Origin of the sequence: Pedobacter africanus, from assembly GCF_900176535.1 — a bacterium.
In the GTDB taxonomy this organism is placed as follows: domain Bacteria; phylum Bacteroidota; class Bacteroidia; order Sphingobacteriales; family Sphingobacteriaceae; genus Pedobacter; species Pedobacter africanus.
Genome location: NZ_FWXT01000003.1, coordinates 51,013 through 77,196, shown reverse-complemented (window position 1 = coordinate 77,196; position 26,184 = coordinate 51,013). Strand labels below are relative to the sequence as shown.

Below are 26,184 nucleotides of genomic sequence, written 5' to 3'. Positions count from 1 at the left end.
AACCTCAAATATAGTACTGAGCTTTACGACAATAGGTTGAACCACTATTATTTTTTATAAAAATAAACTAAAAATGAGTGATTGTCAAAATAATTACAGCCTCGATAATACAAACAACACTGTGGAGGTCTTAAATATCCGGAAACCGGTTTTACTGGATCAGGATCAGCTGGTATGCGAAGCTATCAACCTCATGACAGCCCACCACTGCAAATCCTTGCCCCTTCAACGAGCTGAACAATACATTGGAACCATACGGCTAAAAGAGTTGATCCGGTTTATCGAAACAGGAAACCCTGCGCTAGCTTATCATAAACTGAATTATAGTTTATACAGCGCATTTTACATTATTCGCAAAAACAAACATCAGTATAAGAGTTTTATTTACAGATCTCTTTGATGATGATATAGACCCCCATCACCAATACAAACCAGCCAAAAGCAGGCTTCAGCTTTTTCCCATCCATCCTGCCTGAAATGCTGGTTCCTATAAAAACACCAGCCATGGCAATCAGCGTAACCCGCAGCAGAAAAGCCCAATCTACCAGGCTATTGCCAAAAGAGGTAAAGAACCCGAAGAGCGAATTCAGCGCTATAATCACTAAGGAAGTCCCTATAGCTTTCTTAATTGGCATTTTTAATCCGTTTACCAAAACCGGGATAATCAGAAATCCGCCACCGGCACCTACCAGTCCGGTTACAAAGCCCACCAATAGCCCTTGTATAAATACCTGCAGGTAATTGGGCTCGGCATTTTCTTCTTCCGGGCCAGCCAGCTTACGCTGCCTGATCATGCTGTAAGAGGCCACAATCATTAGAACCGCAAAAAGCACCATCAGCATAATGCTCCTGGTCACGATGAAATCACCGATGCTAAAAACTTCCTGGGGAATAGCAGGCACCACGTACCTCCTGGTAAAAAAAACAGCTGCAATAGAAGGGATACCAAATATCATCGCAGTCCTTACAGTGATCAATCCCTTTCTAAAATAGGATATGGACCCAATCGCACTTGTAGTACCCACCACAAACAGGGAATAGGCAGTAGCCAGAACCGCATCTATGCTAAACAGGTAAACAAGTACAGGCACGGTGAGGATGCTCCCCCCTCCGCCAATAAGCCCTAATGACAACCCAATAAAGATTGACGAGAAATAGCCAGCGATTTCCATTGAATAATAAGTATTCAGCAAATCTATTCCAATATTTACAATTGGAGGTAAGCTATTTTGTATTTATGCTTAAAAACCCGCTTTTTTATACAAACCAAATTCGCTAAGTGTAATGCATACAGGCGATTGGGTAATATTCAGCTTTACTTTATTTGTAGTTACGGGTTGTTCCAACTTTGCCAGCTTTTTTGCGCCAATGCTTTTACCTTCGTAAACCGTTTTCCAGGCATTACCTTCCCATATCTGGATGTTATAGCCCTCAATGCGCTGCCCTAACGGGATGTACTCCTGTAAACTGATGATATCAAAAGTCTGCGGCCCTTTCAGGTCTATTTCCAGGCTTGCCTGATGCACCGGATCTGCGGTTGCCCAAAAGCTCTGTTTATTGCCATCCAGCAGCAAAGCTGCATTGTATTTAACGCTCCTGGCATTGCTGGCCTTAATGACAGCTCCCTTTGCCAGGTTTTTAGCAAATGTTGTTTTCACCATAGCGCCAAAGTCCTTTAACGAGGCCACATCATCTTCATGCAACTGCCCGCGCGTATCAGGGGCTAAGCCAAGATCCAGTCCGGCACCACGCCCCACGCTTTTAAGGTAAAGGTCAAAAAGGGCTTCAGGGCTCCTGGGTTTTTCTTTGGCATGGTAAAACCAGCCTTTTCTTAGCGGAACATCACATTCTGCAGGCATCCAGAATTTACCATCCCTGATGCCTTCCGGACTTTGAGGATAGTTGGCCTGCCCCGGAACAGCCTCATTTTTTCCTTCAGGTGCCATTGGGGTAAAAGTAGCCCAGCTGGTTTCAGCCGCTGTACCTTTTTCATTGCCTACCCATCGTACATCCAGGCCTACATCGCTAAAGATATTGGCCATAGGCTGCATTTTCCGGGTAATGGCCCAGGTATTTTTCCAGTCGTAATAAACTGTATTGTCTATGCTTCTTTTTTCACGCGCGCCTCCATAATAACCATCGCCACCATTGGCGCCATCGTGCCAGCTCATAAAAAGCTGACCATAATTGCTGTACAGCTCTTTTAATTGCGCCTGGTAAATGGCCAGATAATTTGCCGTACCGTATTGGGGGTTATTGCGGTCCCAGGGCGAGCAGTAAACGCCAAACTTTAAGCCTGCTTTGCGTGCAGCCTGCTCTACCTCTTTAACCAGATCGCCCTTACCGCCTCTAAACGAACTTTTACTAATATTGTAGGGCGTTGTTTTTGTTGGCCAAAGTGCAAAGCCATCGTGGTGCTTGGCCACCAGAATTATCCCTCTCAATCCGCCTGCTTTTGCTGCCGCCACAATCTGATTGGCATCAAAGTTGGCAGGATTAAAAATCTTTGGATCGGCATCACCATATCCCCATTCTTTATCTTCAAAAGTAGTGGGCGTAAAATGGATAAGCCCGTAAACCTCTATATCGTGCCAGGCCAGCTGCCTTTTTGAAGGCAATGCACCATAAGGTTTGATGGTTTGCTGCGCTGAAACAGTACCATAGATCAACAGCAAAAGTGTAAGCAGTCTTTTCATATATTCAAATTCAAAAGTGTATTCACCTTCAAATTTAAAGGTATTTCCATCACCAGATTCAATAATATTGGCATTAAGTGCTACGATTTTGGCATTAAAATATTCAACCGTTCTTCCTCCAGGTCAATCTGGTACAATTGCCGCCGGATAATCTCCTCGTCAATGGCCGGGTCTTTATTCAGCGCTGCCAGGTACTCCCGCTGGCATTCCAGCAATTCCATAAATACAGTTATCGTTTTTTTATCCAGCCACTCGTCCTCATCGGCAGCTTTCGATTTTTCTTCCCAGTGTTTGAGGATTTTTTGCAGGCCCGCATGATCGTGTAGTTCACCATCGTATTTATCCTTAAGGTATTTATAGACATGCGACCTTAAGCCTCTCTTCATTTTTTTGACCGTCTCTTCTTCGGTCTCTGCCTTAAACGTATCAAACAACTTGCTGCGTTTGATAAAGTAGGGCAAAGTGAGCCCCTGTACCACCAGTGTAAGCAGGATCACTACGAAGGTGATGAACAAAATCAGGTGCCGATGAGGGAAAGCCCCGCCACTCCCCAACGTAACAGGGATGGCCAGCGCTGCTGCAAGCGATACCACTCCGCGCATGCCGGTCCATCCCAGCAAAAGCGGCATCATATACTGTCGTCTTCTGGAACCTGCATGGGGCGCTACAGAGGGACGAAAGATCAATGTGGCAATCATAGCGCCGTACGAACTGATGATGCGGGCTGCAATTAATACTGCCGTTACCATTACCCCATAACCAATTGCGGTGGAAAGCGGTGTTCCATCGGCCCGCAAACCCGCTACAATTTCCGGAAGTCCAAGACCAATGATCAGAAAAACAATACCATTCAGGATAAACACAAAGCTTTCCCAAACACTGGCCCCCTTAATGCGGCTGCTGCTGTTCAGAAAGAACAACCTTCGATTGGCCATAAACAAGCCGCCGCTCACCACAGCCAATACTCCCGAACTGTGCAGCTGTTCTGCTATCAGGTACATAAAATAGGGTTCTATAAGGGTAAGTGCGGTATCAGAAGGTGCATCGGTAGGCAGTCTTTTATGCGCCTGAACAAATAACCAGCCCAACAACAATCCTACCCCCGTACCCCCAAGCACCATCCATAAGAAGCTAAGCGAGGCATCCTGCCAAATGAACTGCCCTGTACCCACGGCCACCGCCGCAAAGCGGAAAATGATCAGCGAAGAAGCATCATTCAATAAACTCTCCCCTTCCAGTATGGCCGACATAGATTTTGGGACCTTTACAAATTTCATGATGGCACCGGTACTTACCGCATCAGGCGGCGAAACAATCCCCCCCAGCACAAAGCCCAACGCAATGCTGAAACCCGGTATAAAGTAATTGGTAACCAGTGCTACTGATAATGCCGTAAAAAACACCACCAGAAAAGCAAAACTGCCAATAATACGCCACCATTTCTTCATCTCTTTAAAGGAGATAGACCAGGCAGCCTCAAACAGCAGCGGCGGCAGGAATATAAAGAAGATCAGATCAGGGTCAATTCGAATAACCGGCAGTCCGGGAATGAAACTCACAACCAGGCCAGCTACCACCAACAGAATGGGATAGGCAATTTTTAGTTTGTCGGCCCACATTTCCAGCAGCACTATAGCTGCTATCATCAAAAGTAAAAAAGGTAGAATTGTATGCATTGCGCTTTATCAATTACCCTAATTTAACAATGTAATTGATCTTTACAATGCGGGAATTCAAATTTAGTAATCAGACCTGATCAACCCTGCCCCCTCTTGCCACTGAATGCCGAGCTGTTAGCGTTCAAATTCAAAAGTAACTATTGTTTCAAGACGATATCTATCATGGCAGACAACTCGCTCAGTATAGAAGCCTTATCTGTCCGGCTGTTACTTACCCTAAACCTGATGTTACCTTCTTTGTCAATCACGAATTTTGCAGGGATGGCTTTTACACCATATTGTTTCACTGCCAGTTCTTTGTTGTCGTTTGCCTGCCGGTCATAAAGCACATTAAAGGTATAATGGTGCTGATCCATCAGCTCGTCAACATTTTTTTCAAAGCCGGCTTTGGTTTCCCAGGTATTGATGAATAAAAATTCAACGTCCCTGTTGTTTTTGTATTGATCAATTGTTGCCTGCATGCCCGGAAAAGACTGCACACAAGGTACACACCAGGTAGCCCAGAAATCGAGCACGACCACTTTGCCTTTATAATCTGCCAGGTTAACCAATTGCCCTTTGCGGTTGTAAAGCGAAAATAAAGGGGCTTTTTCCCTGATCATTGTTGTTTTTAAATGATCGGTCAGCTGCTTTTGCTTTCCGGCAAGCAAACTGTTCAGGTATTCCTCAAATTCAGCCTTGCTTCCATTTAACATCACGTAGAGGTCTTTTGCCATTTCCAGCACAGGCGGCGTTTGCGGATTTTCCCTAAGGTACCTGTCCAGCGCCAGGAAAGCATATAATTTTTCTCCCTTGCCGACCCTGGCTTTCGCCAATGTCAATACCAGCTGCTGGCAGTTCATGCCCGTATAGTTGTATTCTTCGAGCAAGTCGGCCGTTAGCTTTATGGCTTCATTGGCTTGTCCGGCTAACAGCATAGCTGAGGAGTACATCTCTACGATGCTACTATAATACATCGCTGCGAAGCCCTTTCTCATCTTTGGATCAGCCGACATTTTAGCTTCCTTACTTAATTTTAAAGCAGGCCCCAGGTATTGTGCAGCAGCAGGAACTTCATTGCGGTCCAGTAAGTCTTTGCCCACATTGTACAAGGCTACAGTTTTCATATTCGAATCCTTAAGCAACTCGAGGTATTGCTCCGTTTTTTCTTTATTTCCTGCTTTGGAAAAGCGCTGTACAAGGGTTAAAAGGGCAAAGTTGTAGCGTTCCTGCTGTTTTACACCATACGCGGCTGCCGGATAGGTCTTCAGCCAGTTTAAATAGCTCTTTTCAACTGCAGCTAAGGGAGGTTCCGGTTTGATGCCAAAAATTTTGTCATATGCCAGATCACGCGCCATTACCCCCCTCGGATATTTTTTGAGCATTCCTTTTTCTACAGCCGCAGCAGCGTCGGCGCTACCCATTGCTTTATAAAGCTTTAATGCCAGTAACAGATTTTCCTCGGTTGCACTTTGCACTAAAGCACCGGCCTCTTCTTTCAAAATGGCTTTGGATTGTGTGGTGTTTTCGGTTAGTTTCTGGTTCAGGTAATTTAACAGGCTGTCCCTGCCAACAGATTTATTTAAGGAAACCGGGCCGGAAGTTTTGCTGCCGAAGATAGTCTCCAGCAGTTTTTTGAGTTCATCACTATGCCCGCTTGTACGGAGCAGGATATTACCCTTAGGGTCTACCAGGATTTTTGTGGGATAGGAACTGACACCGAACAATTTTACCAGGTTGTTTTCTGTTGTATTGAGCACCTGTACCCAGTTGATCTGGTCTTCAGCAATAGCCTTTTTCCATTGCTTCAGCTGGTTTTCCATGGTCCCACTTTCAAAGGCAATTCCAAGGATCTCCAGCCCTTTTGGTTTGTACTGTTCGTAAATGGCCTTTAGTTCGGGGTGACTGGCCCTGCAGGGCTGGCACCAGCTTCCCCAGAAATCGATCAGCAGATATTTGCCCTCCAGCTTCCGTGAGTTAAAGGTTTGACCATTGATATCCTGCACCTCAAACGCAGGAATAACAGCACCTTTGGCGGTCGCATTGGCAGCATACAGTTTTGCATACAAAGTTTTCCATTCCGGACTATCCTTAAACGCAGTTGCGGTTAGCTTTAACTGTTTAAATGCCTGTTCATTGCCCAGTTCGGTGTAATAGCTTTCAAAAACCATCAATGCCGAAAAAGTATTACGATGCTGCGCGGTAAACTGTTTTTTAAAAGCTTTCAGCCCGGCAGACAAGCTGGCTATTTCCGCTTCGGCCTGCTGCTGCTTTTCCTGTTGATCGGGCTGCGCAAATTTGATCTTCATCCGTGCCCAGATCTGCTGGTGCGTTTGCCGTTCTTTGACAGCATAACTCTCGTATAACCTGATTTCAGCATCGCTGGCTTTCAGCGACAGGTCCAGTGGATTGTTAAAATCTGCTGTTACGGTAACATCAGTTCCCCCTTTGATCAGGAATTGCGGGGCCGGCTGCGGAACAAAACTTTTGCCCGACTTAATGATATTACTGGCAGAAGTAATGTACAGCACTGCCTTACTATAGCCATTTAAAGGCAAACGGAATTCGTAAATGCCCTTAATGGGTTTTGCATTTAAAACAAATTTAGACTCGTTGTTCAGGCTGTACATCAACCTTACAGGATAGTTTGTGGTATCCTTACTTTTTATCCTTACGATGGCGGTATCGGCCGGAATAGCCTGGCTGGCAGCATAAGCCTGCACCTGCAGGCCTATACCGATCAGCACTATACCAACTAACTTCATTAAATTGACTGACATGTTTTATGGGTTATCGGGCATGGATGGATTAAAATTCAGGATCATCGGCGGAATTCTTAACGTTAAGCGATTGTTGCTTAAGGTATAGGTTTGCCCTCCTATCGTCCGTGTTCCACGGGTATTGTTGTACTGGGCATCATCAGAAAGGCGGCGCATATCGAACCACCTTCTGCCGGTCGCTGCAAATTCAAGGATACGTTCGCGCAGGATAAGTTTAACCAGTTCCTGCTGTCCGGTATATTGTACTTGTGCCGTGGCATCTGGCATGCGGTTTTTCCGTAAAGTTTCCAGATCATTTTCTGCATCTGTAAGCTGTCCGTTGCGTGCCTCGCACTCTGCCTTCATCAGGTACAGGTTAGGCAGTGTTGGCCCTAAATTTATAGTTAAAGGAGCAGCTCTTTGATAGCCTGGCAATTGCACTGCAGAAGAAAACAGGCTCTTGTCACTAAATGCCTTTCTGCGCTGATCGTCTGCCCCAAACAACGCATATGTTTCCGGCGTCAGCACAGCCAGGTTGCTGAACGCACTGTAAAGCGGGGCAGCACTCTGCTTTGTAAAAATGGTTTCATAACTATCAAAAGAAGTTGGGAAACCAGCCAGGCCAGAATTAGGGGCAAGTGCATTATACCAGTCATTGACTTTAATGTTGTAGTTGTACAGTGAGATCGGCACTTTGCTTGAGCCAACCAGCTCAAACGCCTTATTCAACGGGCCAAGTGCTTCCTGGTATTTTCCCATATTGAAATAAACTTCTGCCAGGATGCTGTATGCAGCCAGCTGCCCTATCCTTCCTTTATTTATGGTACTGGGATTTAAGCTGGGGATTGCCTCGGTAATTTCAGTGGTAATGAAATCATACACTTCTTTTACAGCAGCACGTTTAAAACCTTTGATTTCAGTATCTGCTTCAGTTACAATAGGCACTCCCGGGTCTGTAGCAGCCGTAGCAGGATTAAAAGGTTTGGCAAAAAGCTGTGCCACCCAAAAATGCATGTAGGCCCTGGCTACCCTGGCCTCTGCCTGTAATGCCCTTTTCTCTGCTTCCGTACCATCTTCGGCATTCATTACCCCATTGGCTATTACATTGTATACATAATTATGTGTATAAAAGGCACTCCACTCCGAAGCATTGGTTTCGGGCAAATAAATGTCATCGGCCCATTTGTAGCTCTTCTGATTAATCAGACTGAAGCTCTGGAAAGTGGCCGGATTGGCCATCATATCATCAGACATATAAAAAGGAGCATCAACCTCTCCCAGGATACTAAAAGAAAAGCCCAGCTCGCCCGTTATCGCATTGGTGGTGGCCGTCATCCTTAAATTCTGAAAACCATTGATTAAGGAATTATTGAAAAGACCATTGTAATGCTCGATTTTTTTGGCCACGACTTTTCCTTTAGGTTCTATCTCGAGGAATTTCTTACATCCTGTAAATACACTGCCGATCATGATCAGCAGTGCTATTTTTTTTATTGAAATATTCATTGGAATATATTTTTTTCTGATCATTAAAAAGAAAGGTTTAGCCCCAGGGTATAAAACGCCGGGTTAACTTTTAATCTCGTTCCTTGCGATAAATTGTAGTACTCAGGATCTATCCCTCTGTCATTTTTTGTCCACAACAACACATTGTTGACCTGAGCATATATCCTTGCCTTTTGCAAATGCAGTTTAGACAACCCGGATTTGAACAGATCGTAAGACAAAGTCAGGTCCCTTAAGCGCACATAAGATGCACTGATGATGTTCAGGTCGCTCCGGTTATAAAATGAGGTGGTCCTTTGGCTGATACTGGTGGTTTCAAGGGGCACGTATTTAGGCACATTGGTATTTGCCTCATCACCCGGGTTCTGCCACCTTTCGTTAAAATTGCTTTGGATATTGGCAAGCAGTCTTCCTGAATAAAAACGGTTTACATCACTGCGCATTACATTCCCCAGGTTATACACAATCAGACCAGACAGTGTAAAATCCTTATAACGAAAGGTATTGGTTATCCCGCCGTACCATAAGGGCTGCGTGCTTCCCTGGTAATAGGTATCGGCCAAAGCCAGCTGGTTGGTAAACATACCTGTACTACCGTCCTGCTTGTATACCATTGGATTTCCATCCGCATTTAAGCCTGCATACTTATAGGCAAACAGACTGTAGGCAGAGTAGCCTTCAATAAAGCCGCCATTTGTCTTCGCATCTACGGTCAAGGCAACAGGTCGCTTTAAAGAAACTACCTTGTTTTTATTTTGGGAGATGTTAAAATTGGTTGTCCAGCTGAAATCATTCTGGCTGATGTTCCTGCTGTTGATGGAAATTTCGATGCCTTTATTACGTATTTCCCCTAAATTGCCATAGGCGCTAGACCAGCCCGTTGTTGGATCTAGCGGGCGTTCGCCCAGCAAATTAGGCGTCCGTTTACTGTAATAATCTACTGTTCCCGAAATCCGCTGGTCCAGCAGTTCAAAGTCAACACCTAAATTTAAAGACCTTGTTTCTTCCCACACCAGACGATTGTTGGCCGGACTGATAATAACATATCCTGTACCGAGACCGGAATAATTTGTACTGTTACTGGCATAGAGGATATCGGCAACCCCACCTTTGCCCACACCTGGCGAATTACCTGCAATACCGTAAGTACCCCTTAACATCAGTTTGCTGATCAGCTCAGATTTGAAAAAATCCTCCCGTTCCATATTCCAGCTCAAGCCCACACTCCAGATCGGTTTATTCTGACTGCTTTTGGACTTACCAAAAAGGTTAGACTGATCGTAGCGCAGGCTGCCATTAAAATTATACCTGTTCTTATACGCATAGGCTAAATTCCCATAAAAGGAAACAAAGCGCAATTCATCTTCGGCCCTGGTGATCGGCATAGATCTGAGTGTATTCCTGCTGGCCGTTCCTATTGGCAATATTGCACCGGTAGCGCCGGTAGCAGGAATGCCAGGGTTCTCCAGGTCTTTTTGGTTGTAGGTAATATAGGTTTGCGTTTGGAAATCGTAGCCCCTGGTCATGGTTCTGGTCACATCAAAAAGTGTACTTTTAACCTCTTGTCCGGCCAGTGCTGTAATCTGGTGGTCTCCGGTTTGCAGATTGTAATCCAGCTGATTCCTGATGGTCCTGGCAGTCACATTTAACTTATTGGTAGCATAATGTCCGCCTGTTGTTGGCAAAAGAGATACCGGTTCGGCTCCCGCAGCAGGAATCGGTGTAAACTGGACAACCTCCAAACGTACCCTATAGGCATTCTGATCATAAAAATTATAGCCATCGTCTACAGTTTTCTGGTACTGCCCCCTGGTTGTAAAACTAAGTCCTTTGTACAGGTTCACTTTTAACCCTCCATTTACCCGGGCTGCTAAAACACTGTTGTCATTGCGGTTATAGTTTAACTCATTTAAAGGAACATAATCGAGGCTGATCTTGCTTCTCTGCTCTGCAGTACTTCTGTAAGCGGGCGTCATGTATAGATAGCTTTGCGATAAAGGGCTTCCATTCCCATCGGCAAAAAGTGCGTAAGGTACATACTGGTCCAGTTCGGTTATAAAAGGCGTTGGATGGGAGAGGTTACTCAGCACCCGGTTTTTCTCGTACGATAGATTACCGGTCAGGTCGAGCGTAAGCCATTTGGCCAGTTTCCATTCTTCCCGCAAATTGAAGTTGTACCTGTCGCGTGTGGACTTGTCTGCATTGTCATACCTGCTATAGGCCAGCGAGCCAAAGAATTTATTCAGCCTGCCGCCACCAGAAAGTGTTACACTGTGTGAGCTGAGCATGGCCTGCTGATAAAAGTTTTTATCGATCTGTTCCCTGTTGGATAAATTGGCCAGGGAGTCCCAACGCTGGTTGGCAAGGGCCTCTGTGGTGAGTCCGGATTTCAGATCATAGAAAATTCTTTCATGCGGATATATCCGGGGGTAATTTCCGCCATTAAAGGTATTCACTGTATTGAAAGGATAGGCGGTGAGGTAATTGCTGTTCTGGAACAATTGTTTGGCCGTGGCAATATACTCCTGACTGGACATCAGGTTTAAACTGCTGTAATCAGGCATTCCTTTAAAGGAAACAAAGCCATCGTAGGCAATGTTTATTTTAGTGCTGTTGTATTCCCCTGACTTAGTTGTAATTACAATCACCCCGTTTGCAGCCTGCGCACCCCAGATGGATGCTGCTGTTGCATCTTTTAATACCGTGATATCCTTTACATCCGCCGGGTTTACCAGCGATTCTATGTTCCGGTATTCGGCTACCGGCACACCATCCAGTACAATTAAGGGCTGACGGCTAAGATTGACGGAACTTACACCCCGCAGCACCAGTTTGTCGTTCCCTTGTCCATAATTTACAGCTAATCCGGGTACCAGACCTTCCAGGCGATCTACCACATTCATGCCTATACTTTTTTGGGCCATCTTCCCCGCGTCTACATGTGCAAAAGAACCGGTGCTTCTATCTTTCGGAAGTGTCTGATAACCGGTTGAGATCACGAATACTTCGCTCAGCTCACCGCTGGAAAGCTCCAGCGAAATACGAGCCATGTTTTTAGCTACCTTAATTTCCCGGCTACGATACCCCAGGTAGGAGATTTCCAGAACTGCATTTTCATCTACATTTCTGAAGTTAAACTCACCGTTGTTGTCGGTAACCGCCACCCGATTGGTCCCTTTAATCTTAACAGTAGCCCCACTCAGCGTATTGCCTTCCGCATCCACCACTGTTCCACGTACATCAATGTTTGCAAAAGCGCCAAGTACTTTGTCCAGAAAGCCGGTGTCCTTCTTTTTAATGGACACAATATTCCCCTTAATGGTATAATCAATATCCAGTCCCTCAAACGCCACACGCAGGGCATCAGGCAGACTGGCATTTTTCAAAGTTATGCTAAGAGCGGGGGCCGATGAAAGCACATTCCCATCGTAGTAAAAATCATAACCGCTCTGCTTGCGGATTTCCTTCAGCACCGCTTCGAGGGAGGCCTTTTTTTTGTCCATGGTAATGCGCTGGCCAAATGTTGATGCACTGACCTGCATCAGGGATGCTATTAAGATCACGGTGGTTAGTCGCATAACTAGCAATAGTTTACGGTACAGCCTTAGTGCCATACCCTGGTTTCTGGTATAAATTCTATACATTTGTATTGGTTTGGTTATGCAGTACGCCCTGAACTTTCCACGGTGCGGGCAACTGCGGTTTACAGTAAATTAATTGTGGCCAAACTATAACCAGATCCTTAAAAGGATCTGGTTTGTTCCCCTCCTTCTAGATTTTTATGGTAAGTTTCTCTGCATAATTATTTGGCTTTTCTGGTTATTGGTTATTTGAATACTATAATTTTCCGTCCTTCTACTTTGAAGTGCACCTGTTCCGTTGCTTCTATGGACTGTAATATTTCGGAAAGTTTTTTATTCCTTGAAATCCAGCCACCTGCCTCTATAACATCAGAGACAGAGGCGTCGTAAACTACTTCGACATTGTACCACCTGGCAATTTTGCGCATCGCAGTTTTGAAATTGACATGGTTCAGGTAAAAATCGCCTTGCTTCCAGTCCATCACCTGCTCCAGGTTGGCTTTCACCACCTTCACGTTACCTTGCTGGTTAAGGGCTTGCTGACCTGGACTAAGCACTATGGCCTGCTTTGCAGAACCAGCAGTTGTCACACGCACACTTCCCTCCAATAAAGTGGTGCTCAGCAAAGGCTCATCTGCATAACTGTTGATATTAAAATGAGTGCCCAGCACCTGGACCTCCTGCCCCCCCGTTTCCACTATAAAAGGGCTGTTTTTATTCTTGGTCACCTCAAAATAAGCTTCACCTTCCAGCTTTACCCTTCGCTCCTGTGGTCCTTTATTTACATTTAAGGAGGCTGCGTACGTTAGCTTTGAATCTGCATTTAACCAAACCATAGTGCCATCCGACAAACGAACCTGGTAAGTTTCTCCCCTGGCAGTGGTCAGTTTATTCAATTTATGATCATTATCCACCGCAGCCACCTCATAAATCAGTTTTCCATCGGCCTGCTTCGTAATCATGACACCGGCTTCTTTAGCCAACTCTCCTTTGCTGGCATCACCCAATGCTATTTGTTTTCCATTGGCAAGTGTAAGGGTTGCACCAACCTTTCCTGGTAAAGCATCAGCGGCATATACCGGAGTATCTTTGAGACCTGCATTTGGTTTGTTTAGCAGAAAGTAAAGTCCACAGCCCGCAATTAAAATAACAGAAGCCGCAACTGCCAGGCGCCTCCAAAGCTTAACCGGTCTTTTTTGCTGGGCAGCGGCAGTTACCTGCAGGTATATGTCATTTGCCTCATCTGCACTCATAGGCTGGATATCCGAATCTGGTGCCATCCAGATTTCCTCTGCGAGGTCTGAAAACCCAGCATCAAGGTCAGGGTTATTTACCAGGCTTTTCAATTCAGTCAGGTCTGCGGAGGTGATATTGCCAGACAGGTACTGCAAACGCAAATAACTTAATCTTTCTTTGTTCATGTTTAGCCGGGGCATACTGCCCATTTAAATTGAAGTCGGGCGACAAAAAAAATCGAGGTAATGAAATTCAAAAAAAATTAAAATAATTTCAAAATCACCAATAGAGCGGCTACATCTGTGTTTTTCAGCACATGGGTACGCAGAAATTTTAAAGCCAGCTTCATGTGTGTTTGTACCGTTCCATGAGAAATACCCAATTGCCGGGCGGCCTCTTCGTATTTAAGACCTTGTTGCTGGCAAAGCCTGTATACCTGCTGCTGCTGGGCCGGAAGCTGGCTAATCCCCTCGGCCAGAATGTTCCTGGCTTCCCGCATCAGAATGCCTTCTTCGGTGTCATTATGACCGTCGATGTAAGCCGTTGCAAGTACTCTTACAGATTTTTCCTGCAATACTTTTGTACGAAAAACATCAATGGCTTTACGCTTGGCGATGGTTTTCAGATAGGCCTCCAGATTGTGGATGTCCTTAAGCTTATGGCCCAATTGCCAAAGGTACAGCATAGTTTCCTGCACAATTTCCTGTGCAGATTCTTTTTCCTGTATCCATTTGAAGGCAAAGTTATACACCTGCCTGTGGTATTGGTCGTAGATCACTTTAAAGGCAAGCTGGTCGCCCTCCGCTATTTTAGCCAGTAGTTCAGCTTCTTCATGAAGGGGTTTAATTACCATGGTGATCTGCCTCAGCCCTTAATATAGGGATACCAGTGCCAATATTAAGAATTATTAATAAAAAATTAATATACAACTCACATTAAGCAAACGCCATTTTAACAGTTTTGCTCCGGTAAATTTTTTCTGAAGTGGATTACACGCATACAACCGATCATGCCTTACTGGAACGTTGTCAGCACAACGATGTTAAGGCCTACAATGAGTTTTTCGGCCGGCATTCTGCCCGATTATACAAACAGGCCCTGCGTTATATCCTCAACGAAAATATTGCCGAAGAACTGATGCTGGATCTGCTTTTCGACATCTGGGAAAAAAGACATACCAGGAAAATTGAGGGCGATATAGCTGCTTACCTTTACCGCTGTATGCGCAACAAGATTGTAGATCAGCGCCGTAAAATGGTTACATCTGTAACAACTATTGAGCAAACTACACTAACAGAAACCCTTGCCGACCGCAAACTGGCCGATCATCAACTCATGACAGCTGATGCAGACGGACTATATCAGGATGTGCTGCAGGCCCTTTCCCCTCAGCGCCGTCGTGTATTCCAGCTGAGCCGGGAGGAACGGCTTACCTACCCGGAGATCGCCAGGGAAATGAACCTATCGGTAAACACCGTAGAAAACTACATGTCATCTGCCCTGGAGACCTTTCGCAACCGCACCAAAAAGTACCTGGCCGTATAGCATAAATATTTTTTTCATTTTCCGTAGGTGGTGCGCCCCTCCTTTTTACGAGTAGTAGGATAAGAAGGAGATTTAAAAAGCTATGGAAGAGCAAACCCGAAAATTACTGACCAGGTTCCTGGACCATCAGTGCAGCCATGCGGAAGCCCAGCAGGTAAACCAGCTGCTGGAAGATCCTGAAATGGTTGCTCAACTTCATCAGCTGATGGAGGAACAGGATGCCCGTGCAGCGCAGCAAACAGCATTGCCTGACCATGTGGCTGCCGAAAAAATGGAAAGCTGGCAGCAACAGATCAATGAAAGGATCGCTGATAGCGCGGTTGCTGTGCAGTTAATGCGCCGCCTACCTTGGTTGCGCTACGCGGCCATATTTACCGGTTTTGTATTACTGGCAGGCATCACCTGGCTGTTAAGGAGTCCCGAAGCGGCAAACAACAGGCAGCTGGCACAACAAACAGACATCCTTCCGGGCGGACATAAAGCTACCTTAACCCTGGCCGACGGTTCGGTCATCTCTCTGGAAGATGCAACAAGCGGAACGCTTGCCAGGCAGGATGGGATACAGATAGAAAAAACAAGGGATGGCAATATCCTGTATCGCATGGCCGGGGACAAAGTGCTGCAAGGTACAACAACAAATACCATTACTACACCAAAGGGCGGACAATACCAGGTTTGTCTGCCCGACGGGACCAGGGCCTGGCTGAATGCCGCCTCTTCTTTGAGCTATCCTTTGCATTTTGATGCAAAAGAACGCCGTGTAAAAATGACCGGAGAAGTTTATTTCGAGGTTGCGAAGCTGTATAGCTCCTTGCGGGGAGGACGGGACCGCAGGCCAGAGCGGGTTCCATTTTTTGTAGAAACGGACAAACAGGAAATACAGGTTTTAGGTACGCACTTCAACGTAAATGCATATCCCGATGAAACTGCTGTAAAAACTACCCTTGTAGAAGGCAGTGTACGGGTACATGCCAGAAATGGCCAGTCTGCATTATTGAAACCGGGGCAACAAGCAGTGTTAGATGGGGCCATCCGGGTAAGGGATGCCGACATTGAGCAGCAGCTGGCCTGGAAAAATGGTGATTTCATTTTCAGGGGCGAAACCCTTGAAAGCGTATTACGTCAGGTTTCGCGCTGGTATGATATAGAAGTGGAATATCCGCATCAGCTGGGCAACATGCGCTTTAACGGCATGGTGTCGCGCTTACAGCCGCTTTCTACCATTATAGAAATGATACAATCCACAAAAAAAGCAACAGCAACATTAAAAGGAAGGAGGCTGATCGTGACCGACTAATACCACCATACGAACGGTAAGCAAAAAAAGCCAAAGGTGCTGGGAACACCTCTGGCGGTATTGTTAAAGCTTATCGAAAATATTGAAGCTACAACATCATCAACTCATTTTAACATTAACAAAAATATGAATTTTTATCAATGCATGCGTGTTATGAAAATCACCATGATATTAATAACCTGTGTGCTGATACAGGTCAATGCAGCCAGCTATGCTCAGCGCATCAACCTGAACAGGCAGAACAGCAGCATCCACTCCATACTTGAAGAAATCAGAAAGCAAAGCAAATATGATTTCTTTTATGATACCGAGCTTTTTAACGATGCAAGGCCGGTAAGCATCCAGCTAAAAAATGCTACTGTAGAACAGGTACTCAATGCCTGTTTTGCCAATCAGCCCTACAGCTATACCGTAAAGAATATGCTCGTGGTCGTTACCAAAGCAGAAAGGGCCGCAGTACCTAATACTGCGCGGCAGCAGCCCGGTCGCATCACAGGCAAGGTATTGGACAATCGTGGTGAAGCCCTTCCGGGAGCCAGCATTAAACTGCTCCAGGGTGGCCAGGCCGTGCAAAGCAGTACCGATGGCAGCTACAACTTCAGCATAGCCCCGGGTACTTATACCTTGGAAGCCAGCTATGTATCCTTCCAGAGCAAGCGTATTACCGATGTTGTCGTTAAAGCAGGTGAAGTGACCAGGCTCGACATGGTGCTGACCGCCATCACCAGTACATTAGATCAGGTTGTGGTCACTGCCAGTTTCAAAAAAGAAAGCATCAATGCCTTATATACCCGTCAGAAAAACGAAGCCGGTATTTCCAATGGCATCTCGGCAGAGCAGATTGCCGCGCTGCCCGATAAAAACATTGGCGAAACTTTGAAGAGGATCTCTGGCGTAAGCACCAACGACAACCGCCGGGTTGTGGTACGGGGAATTGCAGAGCGGTATAACCTGGCCATGATGGACGGTGCTACACTGCCCAGCACAGATGTGCAGGTACGCGATTTTGAGTTTGATATTGTTCCGGTTAACCTGATCGACAATGTGATCGTATCCAAAACCTCGACTCCTGACCTGAGCTTTGGTTTTGGCGGCGGACTGATCCAGATCAATACCCTGGCCATCCCTGATAAAAATTTCAATACTTTCAGTTTTGGGGGCAAATACATCAAAGGCAGTACCGGCAAAGATTTCCTGGGTTATGGTCGCGGCAAAAACGATTACCTGGGTTTTGATGATGGCGTCAGGGACCATTTCCCAAAAGACATCATGGTATTTACCAGCCAGAACTACATCCCTACCAACCCAGGTGCAATACCTCCAAAAGGCGTTACACCCATCACACCGGCCATGATTGCAGAACAGAACAAAAGGATTGGCGGACTGGAAAGGGCGGGCACAAGGATCTATACTGCACTACCCGGACAAAACTATCAGTTTAGCCTGGGCCGTAGTTATGACCTTAAAAACAGTCGAATTGGTTTTGTTGGTTCGCTAAGTTATCGCAATGAACAAGCTAATGAAGACATTTCACAGTTTGGCCGTGGCAACTGGGAAAAACTGGGCAACAAGATCATTAAGGTGGAGACCGGCGGGGAAGTTGACCCTACCTTTGCCAATCAATACAATTTCAATACGAGCTGGGGTGCTCTGCTCAATCTGGGATGGAGCTCGAAAAATCATAAGATCACCTCACGTAATTTTTATTCGCGTGTGTTCAGTAACCAATTCTCTCGCATTGTAGGCTGGGGCAACGAAATTGGCCGTGGAGACCTGCCCGAAATCCGTGAATACGACCGCCCGAAATTTATTGACATGCTCCAAAACCGCATCAATGGCGAGCATACCTTCGGCGCTTTCCGTTTTGACTGGAATGTTTCCCGCAATAAGCTCGTTAACCTGGAAAAAGATGCCATAGAAGCCTGGCTGGGCCCCACCAAAACCATGAACGGGATCATATACAATGTCATGCCCAGCGGTGTCACCAATCCGGGCGGCGGTACTTTTAACAGGGCGCAATACAAATATGATGAAGTAAATAAAGCTGCCGAAGGCGCATTGAATTACAATTTCTACATAGCAGGTTTAAAACAGGTGGCTAAAACCGGCTATCAGTACATGCAGCGCGAAGGCACGTACGACTGGACGCTATTGCCCATTGGCTCCGTACAGCCTGGCGGCATTTACCCTTATGTGCCGGTGCAGGATTGGGGCAAATACCTGGAATTTAAAGACCCTCAAAAAGACCTCTTCTATTATCCTGCAGGGTTCTCTTACAATGGATACCAGGGTAAAAACACCAACCAGGCAGTATATGCCATGTTGGATAACCGGTTTACTAAATGGTTGCGCCTGGTTTGGGGGGCCAGGGCCGAATATTACAAATACGAATGGATTAAAAATGGCGTAAATGATCTGGCTACCAGGAACCTGATTGAGCAAGGTGAAAAGCAGCAATTTGTAGATCCCGGAACCGGGAAAATTGTATCTGCTTTTGCCGATCCGGAGCATGAAGAAAAAACCTGGCGCTACCTGCCCTCGGCCAGCATGACCATTACCCCATTGAAAGACCTCAACCTGAGGGCCGCATACGCACAATCAGTGGTAAGACCGGCATTGATAGAAAACTCCCGTATGATCCGCTATGACCCCGGTATTGCCGCTTACCGCAGCAACCAGGGTGTTTTGTCTACCCTGATAGATCATTACGATTTCCGGGTGGAGTGGTACCCCAAGCCCGGAGAGGTGATTTCATTTGGCTATTTTTATAAATATTTTGATAAACCAGTAGAGATCTACCGCAATCAGCCAGATAATACCGGAAGGGTGTATGTGGTTACACAAAACTCTGAATGGGCAAAAGTGAGCGGCTGGGAATTTGACCTCCGCAAAAGCTTTGGTTTTGTAAAACCAGAATGGAAGTTCCTGGACGACATTTACCTGAGTGGTAACCTGACCCTCCAGAATTCAGATGTACAGGCCAGTACCGTGGTTGGCAAGAGCATGACCGACGATAAATATGGAAGAAGGTTTGAGTACCGTACCAGGCAGATGATCCGCGAAAAAAGACCGCTGTATGGCCAGGTTCCTGTACTATACAACATGGCCTTGCAGTACGATGGCCCTCGTTTCGGTGCCAACATTGCCTTTAACCATATGGGCTATAAAACCTTTGCCACCGGATTATTACCCAGCATCGTAGAATATGAGCGTCCGCGCAACCAGCTGGATGCCCAATTGAGCTATAATTTTTTAAGAGACAAAAAATTAAAGGCAAAGCTGAACATGAGCAACCTGATGAACAATCCTTACCGTTTCTATATCAACAGCGATGAGACCTATAAACTACTGGATAAATGGAAAGGTATGAATATGTCTGCAATTACCGCAACAGGTGTGTCCGACTGGGCCGATATCTACGAATGGAAATATGGGTTCTCACAGAAATATGAAGAGGGATACTACGAGACCTCAGCTGATGGAAAAACCAAAACAAGGGTTGGCGACAAGGATACATTTTTCCGTAAAGTAGGCAGCTCATTCAGCCTATCAGTTTCTTATGCCTTCTAAACAATTTCAATCCATAAAATGAAGACCATGAAAATCAGAAATATATTTTATGCCGTATTTACAGCAGTTGTACTGCTGGCACAAACTGCCTGCAATAAAGGCGAGGATAACTTTTTATACAAAGGAGATATGCTGCCCGTTACGGTAAAGGGGTACAACAGCGACAACAAAGAGCTACTGGTTAAACTGGATACGATCAGGTTTCAATCGTACATCAACAGTGGCCGTTTCGATATGAGCGAAGCCTATCTCTTTCCGGCAAACCAGAATACAGTAAAGCTGAGCATCAGGGAAAAGGAAAGCGGAAAACCTGTATTGGAAAAGGAACTAAAAAAGGCAGATGGAGCAGCAACGATCAGCTTCTTTTACATGAACGGAAAGGTAAATGATATGCCTGAAATACCGGCTGCAGAAGAAGGTAAAATTAAAGTGAGCTATATGTTTAAACCAACGGTTACCAATTATTCAGAACCGGTAGACATTGTTCTGGGAAAATACTACTGGACGCCTAAGGTATTTGAAGAGCTGGGCCGGATTAAAAATGCAAAGCCTTATGAATTCAGTGACCCGGTTACCATCCCTACTTTTTCTACTGTTGGGCAGCAGTACAATGGGCAAAACACCATTGTTTCTTTTGTAGTCTACATATACAAAGCAGGCACCAACGAGCTTTACACAGAAGGAACGGCTTACACCTGGCATGCCACCTCCTCTACCGCGCCTAAACCGGCATCATCCGCTGCCGCTGCCAAACTGTATATTTTCAGTGAAGTCCCTATTGGCAACAGCATGCGGTTTAACAAAGATTTAGAACTATAAAAAACAGAAAATGAGATTAATAACCCATTATATAAAAACTACAATAGCATTACTACTGCTGATGGCCACATTTTTGGCCTGCAACAAAGAAGACTTAACCGGCCAGAAAGCCATGCAAGTGGTGGTAAACGGGTACAACGGAGGTACCGATGAACTTGAAATTGTAATAGATACTACCAGGTATGACAAAACCGTATCTAACGGAAAATTTGTGCTCAAACCTGCGTTAACATTCGACTTTAATGTAGTGTACACCTATCCGGCAGCAAAGAAACCAGGTACCCTAAGCATTAAAAACCCGGAAAGCGGCAAGATTCTGTTCAGTAAGCCACTGCCGGAAAGCGGAACCAAGGCTGTTTTTAATTTCATCTATATAGATGGCAAAGAAATCGACGTCAATACCCCTGCTGCCGATGCCAGCACCAACAAATTGGTTTTTTACCTGTATTACACAGAAAACAACGATCCTGTTGATATTTTCCTCTATAGAAAAGACGAGAGCAGCGGACAGGAATACCGGGAATACCTGGCGAAAAATGTGCTGCCGAGAACCTGGATATATTTCGATTACCTGTCTACCACAAACTTTGATGACAAAAATGAATTGGGCAAATCTGACATCTGTTTTACCAAGGCGGGAACAACAGATCAATGGGCTTTCCAGGACGATGAAAAGCAAAGTAAAACTTCAGTATTCGGAATGGGCTTCCCCATTGCCGGAGAAAAAGGACTGGTACAAGCTTATTTTGTTACCCCGGGCGTTTCTGGCCTGGATCGGCTGCGCTTGTTTTTCCACCCGGACCGGGTACAATAATTTTAAATGGCCCCGAATGAATTCGGGGCCATTCTGTTTGTAAGCTGGGCAACGGTTCATTGCCGAAGAAAAACATAGACATTCCCGGATGTGGCATGTGAATCATTGCTTTCAGGACTATAGCAGTTACCTACCATCAAATCCAGTTTACCATCTCCGTTCCAATCGGTTACCCCCAATCGTACACGATAGCCAGGATATGGCCTTTTCTCGCCCAGGGCTTCCATTGATTTCGATACTTCCTGGTAAGAGCCCGCAGCACCTGCTGTCGACTTCCTTCCTGTCCAGATAGAAACACCCGGTTCAAAATTAGTACTGCCCTTTTTCTTTCCTTTAAAAAACACAATATCACTTGCTTCCGAACCCACCAGCAGGTCAATAATCCCGTCCCCATCCCAGTCAACCGGAAAAGGGTCACTTTTAGAATCTACTTTTGCCGGGCTTCCATTCGTAGTAAGGGATATGCTTTCGGCAAACTTATAGGCTTTTTTAGTGCCTGTGTTCTGGGCATAAAAAACCGCTCCGCTTACATTACCCCAAACCATGTCGTAATCGCCATCGTCGTCAAAGTCAATAAAGTTAGCAGTGCGCATGCTCCAGTCATGGCTATCTTTAACCGCTCCTTTTTCTAATTCCGGCTGCAGGAGGCTTACCCCAGCTTTAAACTGAAAAGGTTTTGCGGCAATCCCTTCATAAAAATTGATGTACCCGCCCGTGTACTGTCCGGAAGTAACATCCATAATGCCGTCTCCGTTCAAATCCATAAAAGAGGGATCAAAACCTATGCAGCATGCAGGCGGTACAGAAGCATCCTTCCCACCGGCCTGAAGGTAACTGAAGTCTTTAAACTGAGGGGCTTTATCTGTCCCCACATTCAGGTATACCCTTGCTTTACCTTCTTTAAACTCGCCCATCACCAGGTCTTTACGGCCATCGCCATCAAAATCAATCATAAAAGGTGCGGCATGACCAATATCTGCTGCTATTGGTTTTCCGTTTGCTTCTATTTTAAAGCCGGGAGCGAGTTTTACAACACTGTTACTAGCCTGCGCTGCAGATTTCATTACACCAATAGCAGACATACAGCCTGATATCATCAGTATTACAAGTTTATCTTTCAATTTTCTTATGCTATTAAATATAATTTGTTGAATGAACCATTAAACCGTACCATACACCAATGGCACCGGAGCCGGGGGAATTTAATACATGAATAAACAAGACTCCGGTTGCCCAGGGTATATACATAGGTAGAGCGGGAGCAGTTATTTATTTAATATCTGCTCCAGTGTTTTTTCAAGGGTATCTCCTCTAAGCTGTGAAGCCACGATTTTTCCCGTTGGGTCTATTAAAAAGTTTGAAGGGATACCTGTAATACCGTACGATCTCAGTACCGGATTGTTGCCAGTCAAATCAGAAAGATGCGTCCATTCCAATTTATCATCAGCAATTGCCTTTAGCCAATCTTCTTTTTTATTGTCTGCAGAGACGCCCAAAACCGTAAAGCCTTTGTTTTTGTATTTCTGATAGGCAGCAACCACATGCGGGTTCTCGCCACGACAGGGTCCGCACCAGGAAGCCCAGAAATCAAGCAATACATATTTACCTTTAAAATCCGACAATTTAACCGGCTTACCGTTTACATCATTTTGTTCAAAATCAATTGCCATCTGCCCGATAGCGGTCTTATTCAGAATTACAAATCTTTCAGCTATTGCCTTACCCACAGTTGTTCCCTTTAAAGTAGGGTTAAAAATATGGAATGCTTTTTTTGCTTCCGGCAGATATTCAGCATCTTCCATTTGTTCCTGCATCAGGATTAAACTGAGGTACGACTGAGGGTTTGCCTTGATAAAGGCACGTTTTATCAAAGCATCTTCTTCTGATAATTTACCATAGTCCTCCTTAATTTCTGCGGTTAACTTTTCATCTTTTTGCTGGTCTGCAGTTAATTTATAGTACCTGGCAGATAATGCCTGTTGTTTTTCAGCAACGGGCTTCAGCATGTTTCTGAGTTTTTTATTGTCCTCGTTAATGGGTGTACCAGAAATAACACTCTTGCTCAGTGAATCCGGCGCAGCTATACTGATCTGGCCTGGTTCAATATAAAGGGAAATCATATCAACCTTTTCGCCCTTCTCAGGTCTTTTCAAAAAAGGATTTTTATTCAGAAACAACCAGGCCTGGGCGGGGTCTGCAATAGTACCATTAAATTTGAAGGTACCATTGCTTACCATTGCCGAATCCGACAATTGCCCTCGGTCGGTCAGGTAAACTTTGTCGCCGGTTTTCAGGCCTTTCACATTTCCGTTGATAGAAAATGGCTTTTGTGCTACCCCTAAAAAAGGGAGCATCAATAAAATTGGAACTAGTTTTTTCATGTGTATATGTGTTTATTTTAAATTAATTTTTATCTTCTACGACCTGTTTCTATAAGTGATGCTAACAATTTTTCCCATACCGCTGAAAGACTCCTCTTTAACCAGCTGCCCGTTAATTGGCGGAATGAAATATAGGTCCAATGTACCCGAACGATCAATATTGCCCTCATCATAGGTACAAACACACAATCTCCTGTTAATGTCTACATAACGTGGGTTTTTAGTGTAGTAGCCCGGGTCTACATATTGAAATTTCAAAAGACTGATTTTCCTGGAACCATAGTCAGCCATTTCCTTGTTTAGTTTCAGGTTAAAATCATATTCGTAAAGCTTACCGCCTACACTGTAAAACACATAGCCAAAATCCCCGCTCACCTCAAACTGTTCGGCCTGTGCAATAGGCGTTCCGGTAATCTCCGCAAAATAATTCTGTTTACCTACTGTAAATCGTGCCAGGTATACCTTATCGCTGGTTTTATCCTTCAGAATAGCAAAATACTCCCCGCCATTATAGCTGCTGTATTTCATGTAAAGGAGGTCCTTATCGATCTTGTTCTTAAAAAGTGTTTCATTCTCAATTTTTATACAGGATTTTGCCCCATTTCCGGGATACCATACAAATTCAGATGCATCCTCATTAAACAAAACTGCATCAACTGATGCAGCACCGAATGAGCGCGACGTTTTAAAAGGGTTTGTATTCCCTGAAGACATCTTGTTGATAGGAAAAAGTTTTCCATAATACTGGGTGTAGACAATATGGTTTGCCCACAGAAATACGTTGAATGGCAGGGTCTCCATTTTCGATCCCGGACCTATGGCCAGGTTTTTATTACCTTCCATAAAAACAGAAAAGTCATATATCGGAAGATGTTCCAGCGTATCTACACCCAAAAAAGTAGCCATTTCTGTTGTTCCAACAACAAGCGCATCCTGGGTACCATTGATAATAGGTACCCCATTGGTATTGAAAAATTCTATAAACGAAGGGGTCCCTTTTAGTTTGAGAGTAGAGCGGGATGCTGCCAATACATCTTCCATAAATTCATACTTTTTGGCAGCCACTTTATAGCTCAGCATGTCCAGGCGACTTTGCTTCCCCCCTGTCTCAGATAAAAGGTACCATCCTTCGTAGGTTTTATTGGTTACAAATATTTTAAAATAAGACTCTTTCCATACCCCTGTTTTCTTATCTGTGATGCGAAAAGAATAGTTGTATACACCAAGATTATCGTTCATCCTTACATTAAAATTGGTGGCACTGTCTATCAGCTTGGGGACACCGGCATTATAACCTTCCCTGTTGATTCTCAGCCAGGAATATTTGTAATTCAGGGTGTCACCTGCTGCATCTCTGCTGTAGGCAATTTTGGGCTTAATCTGTAAAATCTCGCCCTGATTGACGCTATAAAGGCTATCGAGCCCACTTACCACAGCCTCATTTATTTCGATATAATTATAGTTTCCAGGGTCTTTTTTACAGGCCTGAAAAAGGCCCCCAACCAGGAACATGAGTATCATTTTATTCAAAAATTTCATGATCATATATTAAGATTTATGCTATATGTTTTATTTAAAAAATATGCCCGCTTCCATCGGGGTACCATCATCCTCCAACACGGGCGTTCCCGCTCCACGCTGTTCGTTCAGATAGTCATACAAAAGTTCTCCGAAATAATCAGGGTATTGATCGATATCGTCATATAACTGCTGAAAAGTCCAGAAATCAAATATTTTAACAACCAGTTGCAGTTTCTTTTTGGTAAATCTGCCCAGGTAATAATCGGTACCCAGCTTACCCGAGGTGGTAAGCCAACCTTTTGTCGGGGCCAGTATATCCGTTATAAAAATCCGGACCCTGCTGTCCTGGTTTTTTGCATTATTGATCTTCAGCAGGTTGTTGCTAAACTGTGCAGAAGGTTTCAGTTCAAGACCAACCACATAGGCCTTGCTCGTCAGTTTTGCTGTCCTTAGAATTTTGATGCGCACCGTATCGGTACTTTTCTTTGCCTTCATGCTAAATTGGCCGGATAGCTCATAATCTGTACCGCCGGCAGCCGTAGTGACCTGCCCGTTTACCAAAACGTCAAAAGTCGCGTCTGCATCCAGCTGCTTGCCCAGCAAACTCACCGGAATTTTAAGAACAGAATCTTTTTTTTCATCAGGCAGCAGTGAAAAATTCACGCTCAAGGAATCCACAGATGCTATGGAGAAATAAAGGGCTGGTTTTCCTTCATAGGTAATCAGATCGCTTTTTTTACAGGAAAAAAACGTGATCAGAATGAAAAGTGGCACCATATAAATTGAATAGGTTTTCATATC

At 44.9% G+C, this 26,184-nt stretch carries 17 protein-coding genes; 5 read left to right on the top strand and 12 right to left on the bottom strand.

The genetic code is table 11. The annotated features are described in order from the left end of the window. Window positions 1–380 precede the first annotated feature (380 nt). The 8 genes from B9A91_RS17485 to B9A91_RS17450 form a co-directional block, all read right to left on the bottom strand. Window positions 381–1,172 carry a sulfite exporter TauE/SafE family protein gene (locus B9A91_RS17485; RefSeq protein ID WP_084240323.1) on the bottom strand — a complete coding sequence of 264 codons (792 nt, stop codon included), beginning with the start codon at window positions 1,170–1,172 and terminating at the stop codon, window positions 381–383. A 69-nt stretch (window positions 1,173–1,241) separates the two neighbouring features. Next, a complete protein-coding gene (locus B9A91_RS17480; RefSeq protein WP_084240322.1) occupies window positions 1,242–2,696 on the bottom strand; it encodes an alpha-L-fucosidase in 1,455 nt (484 codons plus the stop codon). 80 nt (window positions 2,697–2,776) lie between these two features. Further along, entirely contained in the window at window positions 2,777–4,342 is a 1,566-nt protein-coding gene (locus tag B9A91_RS17475; protein WP_235012596.1) for a Na+/H+ antiporter, read from the bottom strand. A gap of 170 nt (window positions 4,343–4,512) precedes the next feature. Further along, a complete protein-coding gene (locus B9A91_RS17470) occupies window positions 4,513–7,134 on the bottom strand; it encodes a TlpA family protein disulfide reductase (RefSeq protein ID WP_084240320.1) in 2,622 nt (873 codons plus the stop codon). A gap of 3 nt (window positions 7,135–7,137) precedes the next feature. Further along, window positions 7,138–8,619, bottom strand: coding sequence for a RagB/SusD family nutrient uptake outer membrane protein (locus B9A91_RS17465; RefSeq protein ID WP_159451736.1), 1,482 nt, complete (start codon window positions 8,617–8,619; stop codon window positions 7,138–7,140). Between the two features lie 23 nt (window positions 8,620–8,642). Then, a complete protein-coding gene (locus B9A91_RS17460) occupies window positions 8,643–12,263 on the bottom strand; it encodes a SusC/RagA family TonB-linked outer membrane protein (RefSeq protein WP_084240318.1) in 3,621 nt (1,206 codons plus the stop codon). Window positions 12,264–12,445: 182 nt separating this feature from the next. Beyond that, a complete protein-coding gene (locus tag B9A91_RS17455) occupies window positions 12,446–13,621 on the bottom strand; it encodes a FecR family protein (RefSeq protein ID WP_084240759.1) in 1,176 nt (391 codons plus the stop codon). 77 nt (window positions 13,622–13,698) lie between these two features. Continuing rightward, window positions 13,699–14,289 (bottom strand): RNA polymerase sigma factor, encoded by a 591-nt coding sequence (locus tag B9A91_RS17450; RefSeq protein WP_084240317.1) that lies wholly within the window; start codon window positions 14,287–14,289, stop codon window positions 13,699–13,701. Between the two features lie 131 nt (window positions 14,290–14,420). Here B9A91_RS17450 and B9A91_RS17445 point away from each other — a divergent pair, with 131 nt between their 5' ends. The 5 genes from B9A91_RS17445 to B9A91_RS17425 all read left to right on the top strand — a co-directional run bounded on the left by B9A91_RS17445 (window position 14,421) and on the right by B9A91_RS17425 (window position 21,481). Next, window positions 14,421–14,981 carry a sigma-70 family RNA polymerase sigma factor gene (locus B9A91_RS17445; RefSeq protein WP_159451735.1) on the top strand — a complete coding sequence of 187 codons (561 nt, stop codon included), beginning with the start codon at window positions 14,421–14,423 and terminating at the stop codon, window positions 14,979–14,981. 82 nt (window positions 14,982–15,063) lie between these two features. Next, window positions 15,064–16,278, top strand: coding sequence for a FecR family protein (locus B9A91_RS17440; protein WP_084240315.1), 1,215 nt, complete (start codon window positions 15,064–15,066; stop codon window positions 16,276–16,278). A gap of 165 nt (window positions 16,279–16,443) precedes the next feature. Continuing rightward, on the top strand, window positions 16,444–19,848 hold the full coding sequence (locus B9A91_RS17435; RefSeq protein WP_235012595.1) for a TonB-dependent receptor domain-containing protein: 3,405 nt from the start codon (window positions 16,444–16,446) through the stop codon (window positions 19,846–19,848). Between the two features lie 27 nt (window positions 19,849–19,875). Beyond that, entirely contained in the window at window positions 19,876–20,667 is a 792-nt protein-coding gene (locus B9A91_RS17430; RefSeq protein ID WP_084240313.1) for a hypothetical protein, read from the top strand. Between the two features lie 10 nt (window positions 20,668–20,677). Next, entirely contained in the window at window positions 20,678–21,481 is an 804-nt protein-coding gene (locus B9A91_RS17425; RefSeq protein ID WP_144008988.1) for a hypothetical protein, read from the top strand. A gap of 56 nt (window positions 21,482–21,537) precedes the next feature. On the opposite strand, the gene B9A91_RS17420 is transcribed toward B9A91_RS17425, so the two are convergent. The 4 genes from B9A91_RS17420 to B9A91_RS17405 all read right to left on the bottom strand — a co-directional run bounded on the left by B9A91_RS17420 (window position 21,538) and on the right by B9A91_RS17405 (window position 26,181). Beyond that, window positions 21,538–22,578, bottom strand: a complete 1,041-nt coding sequence (locus B9A91_RS17420; protein ID WP_144008987.1) for an FG-GAP and VCBS repeat-containing protein — start codon at window positions 22,576–22,578, stop codon at window positions 21,538–21,540. A 168-nt stretch (window positions 22,579–22,746) separates the two neighbouring features. Continuing rightward, on the bottom strand, window positions 22,747–23,862 hold the full coding sequence (locus B9A91_RS17415; protein ID WP_084240310.1) for a TlpA disulfide reductase family protein: 1,116 nt from the start codon (window positions 23,860–23,862) through the stop codon (window positions 22,747–22,749). A gap of 36 nt (window positions 23,863–23,898) precedes the next feature. Beyond that, the gene (locus B9A91_RS17410) at window positions 23,899–25,401 is read right to left on the bottom strand and encodes a PKD-like family lipoprotein (RefSeq protein ID WP_159451734.1); all 1,503 of its coding nucleotides are present in this window, start codon (window positions 25,399–25,401) and stop codon (window positions 23,899–23,901) included. A gap of 30 nt (window positions 25,402–25,431) precedes the next feature. Then, the gene (locus B9A91_RS17405; protein WP_084240308.1) at window positions 25,432–26,181 is read right to left on the bottom strand and encodes a DUF4843 domain-containing protein; all 750 of its coding nucleotides are present in this window, start codon (window positions 26,179–26,181) and stop codon (window positions 25,432–25,434) included. Window positions 26,182–26,184 lie beyond the last annotated feature (3 nt).

What these genes read in the sequence shown, in the direction of transcription:
- B9A91_RS17435 (WP_235012595.1), top strand. Translation starts at nt 16,444, where the DNA reads ATGATATTAATAACCTGTGTGCTGATACAGGTCAATGCAGCCAGCTAT.
- B9A91_RS17480 (WP_084240322.1), bottom strand. Translation starts at nt 2,696, where the DNA reads ATGAAAAGACTGCTTACACTTTTGCTGTTGATCTATGGTACTGTTTCA.
- B9A91_RS17405 (WP_084240308.1), bottom strand. Translation starts at nt 26,181, where the DNA reads ATGAAAACCTATTCAATTTATATGGTGCCACTTTTCATTCTGATCACG.
- B9A91_RS17460 (WP_084240318.1), bottom strand. Translation starts at nt 12,263, where the DNA reads ATGTATAGAATTTATACCAGAAACCAGGGTATGGCACTAAGGCTGTAC.
- B9A91_RS17440 (WP_084240315.1), top strand. Translation starts at nt 15,064, where the DNA reads ATGGAAGAGCAAACCCGAAAATTACTGACCAGGTTCCTGGACCATCAG.
- B9A91_RS17450 (WP_084240317.1), bottom strand. Translation starts at nt 14,289, where the DNA reads ATGGTAATTAAACCCCTTCATGAAGAAGCTGAACTACTGGCTAAAATA.
- B9A91_RS17420 (WP_144008987.1), bottom strand. Translation starts at nt 22,578, where the DNA reads ATGATATCAGGCTGTATGTCTGCTATTGGTGTAATGAAATCTGCAGCG.
- B9A91_RS17485 (WP_084240323.1), bottom strand. Translation starts at nt 1,172, where the DNA reads ATGGAAATCGCTGGCTATTTCTCGTCAATCTTTATTGGGTTGTCATTA.
- B9A91_RS17430 (WP_084240313.1), top strand. Translation starts at nt 19,876, where the DNA reads ATGAAAATCAGAAATATATTTTATGCCGTATTTACAGCAGTTGTACTG.
- B9A91_RS17475 (WP_235012596.1), bottom strand. Translation starts at nt 4,342, where the DNA reads ATGATAGCAGCTATAGTGCTGCTGGAAATGTGGGCCGACAAACTAAAA.
- B9A91_RS17470 (WP_084240320.1), bottom strand. Translation starts at nt 7,134, where the DNA reads ATGTCAGTCAATTTAATGAAGTTAGTTGGTATAGTGCTGATCGGTATA.
- B9A91_RS17425 (WP_144008988.1), top strand. Translation starts at nt 20,678, where the DNA reads ATGAGATTAATAACCCATTATATAAAAACTACAATAGCATTACTACTG.
- B9A91_RS17415 (WP_084240310.1), bottom strand. Translation starts at nt 23,862, where the DNA reads ATGAAAAAACTAGTTCCAATTTTATTGATGCTCCCTTTTTTAGGGGTA.
- B9A91_RS17455 (WP_084240759.1), bottom strand. Translation starts at nt 13,621, where the DNA reads ATGAACAAAGAAAGATTAAGTTATTTGCGTTTGCAGTACCTGTCTGGC.
- B9A91_RS17410 (WP_159451734.1), bottom strand. Translation starts at nt 25,401, where the DNA reads ATGAAATTTTTGAATAAAATGATACTCATGTTCCTGGTTGGGGGCCTT.
- B9A91_RS17465 (WP_159451736.1), bottom strand. Translation starts at nt 8,619, where the DNA reads ATGAATATTTCAATAAAAAAAATAGCACTGCTGATCATGATCGGCAGT.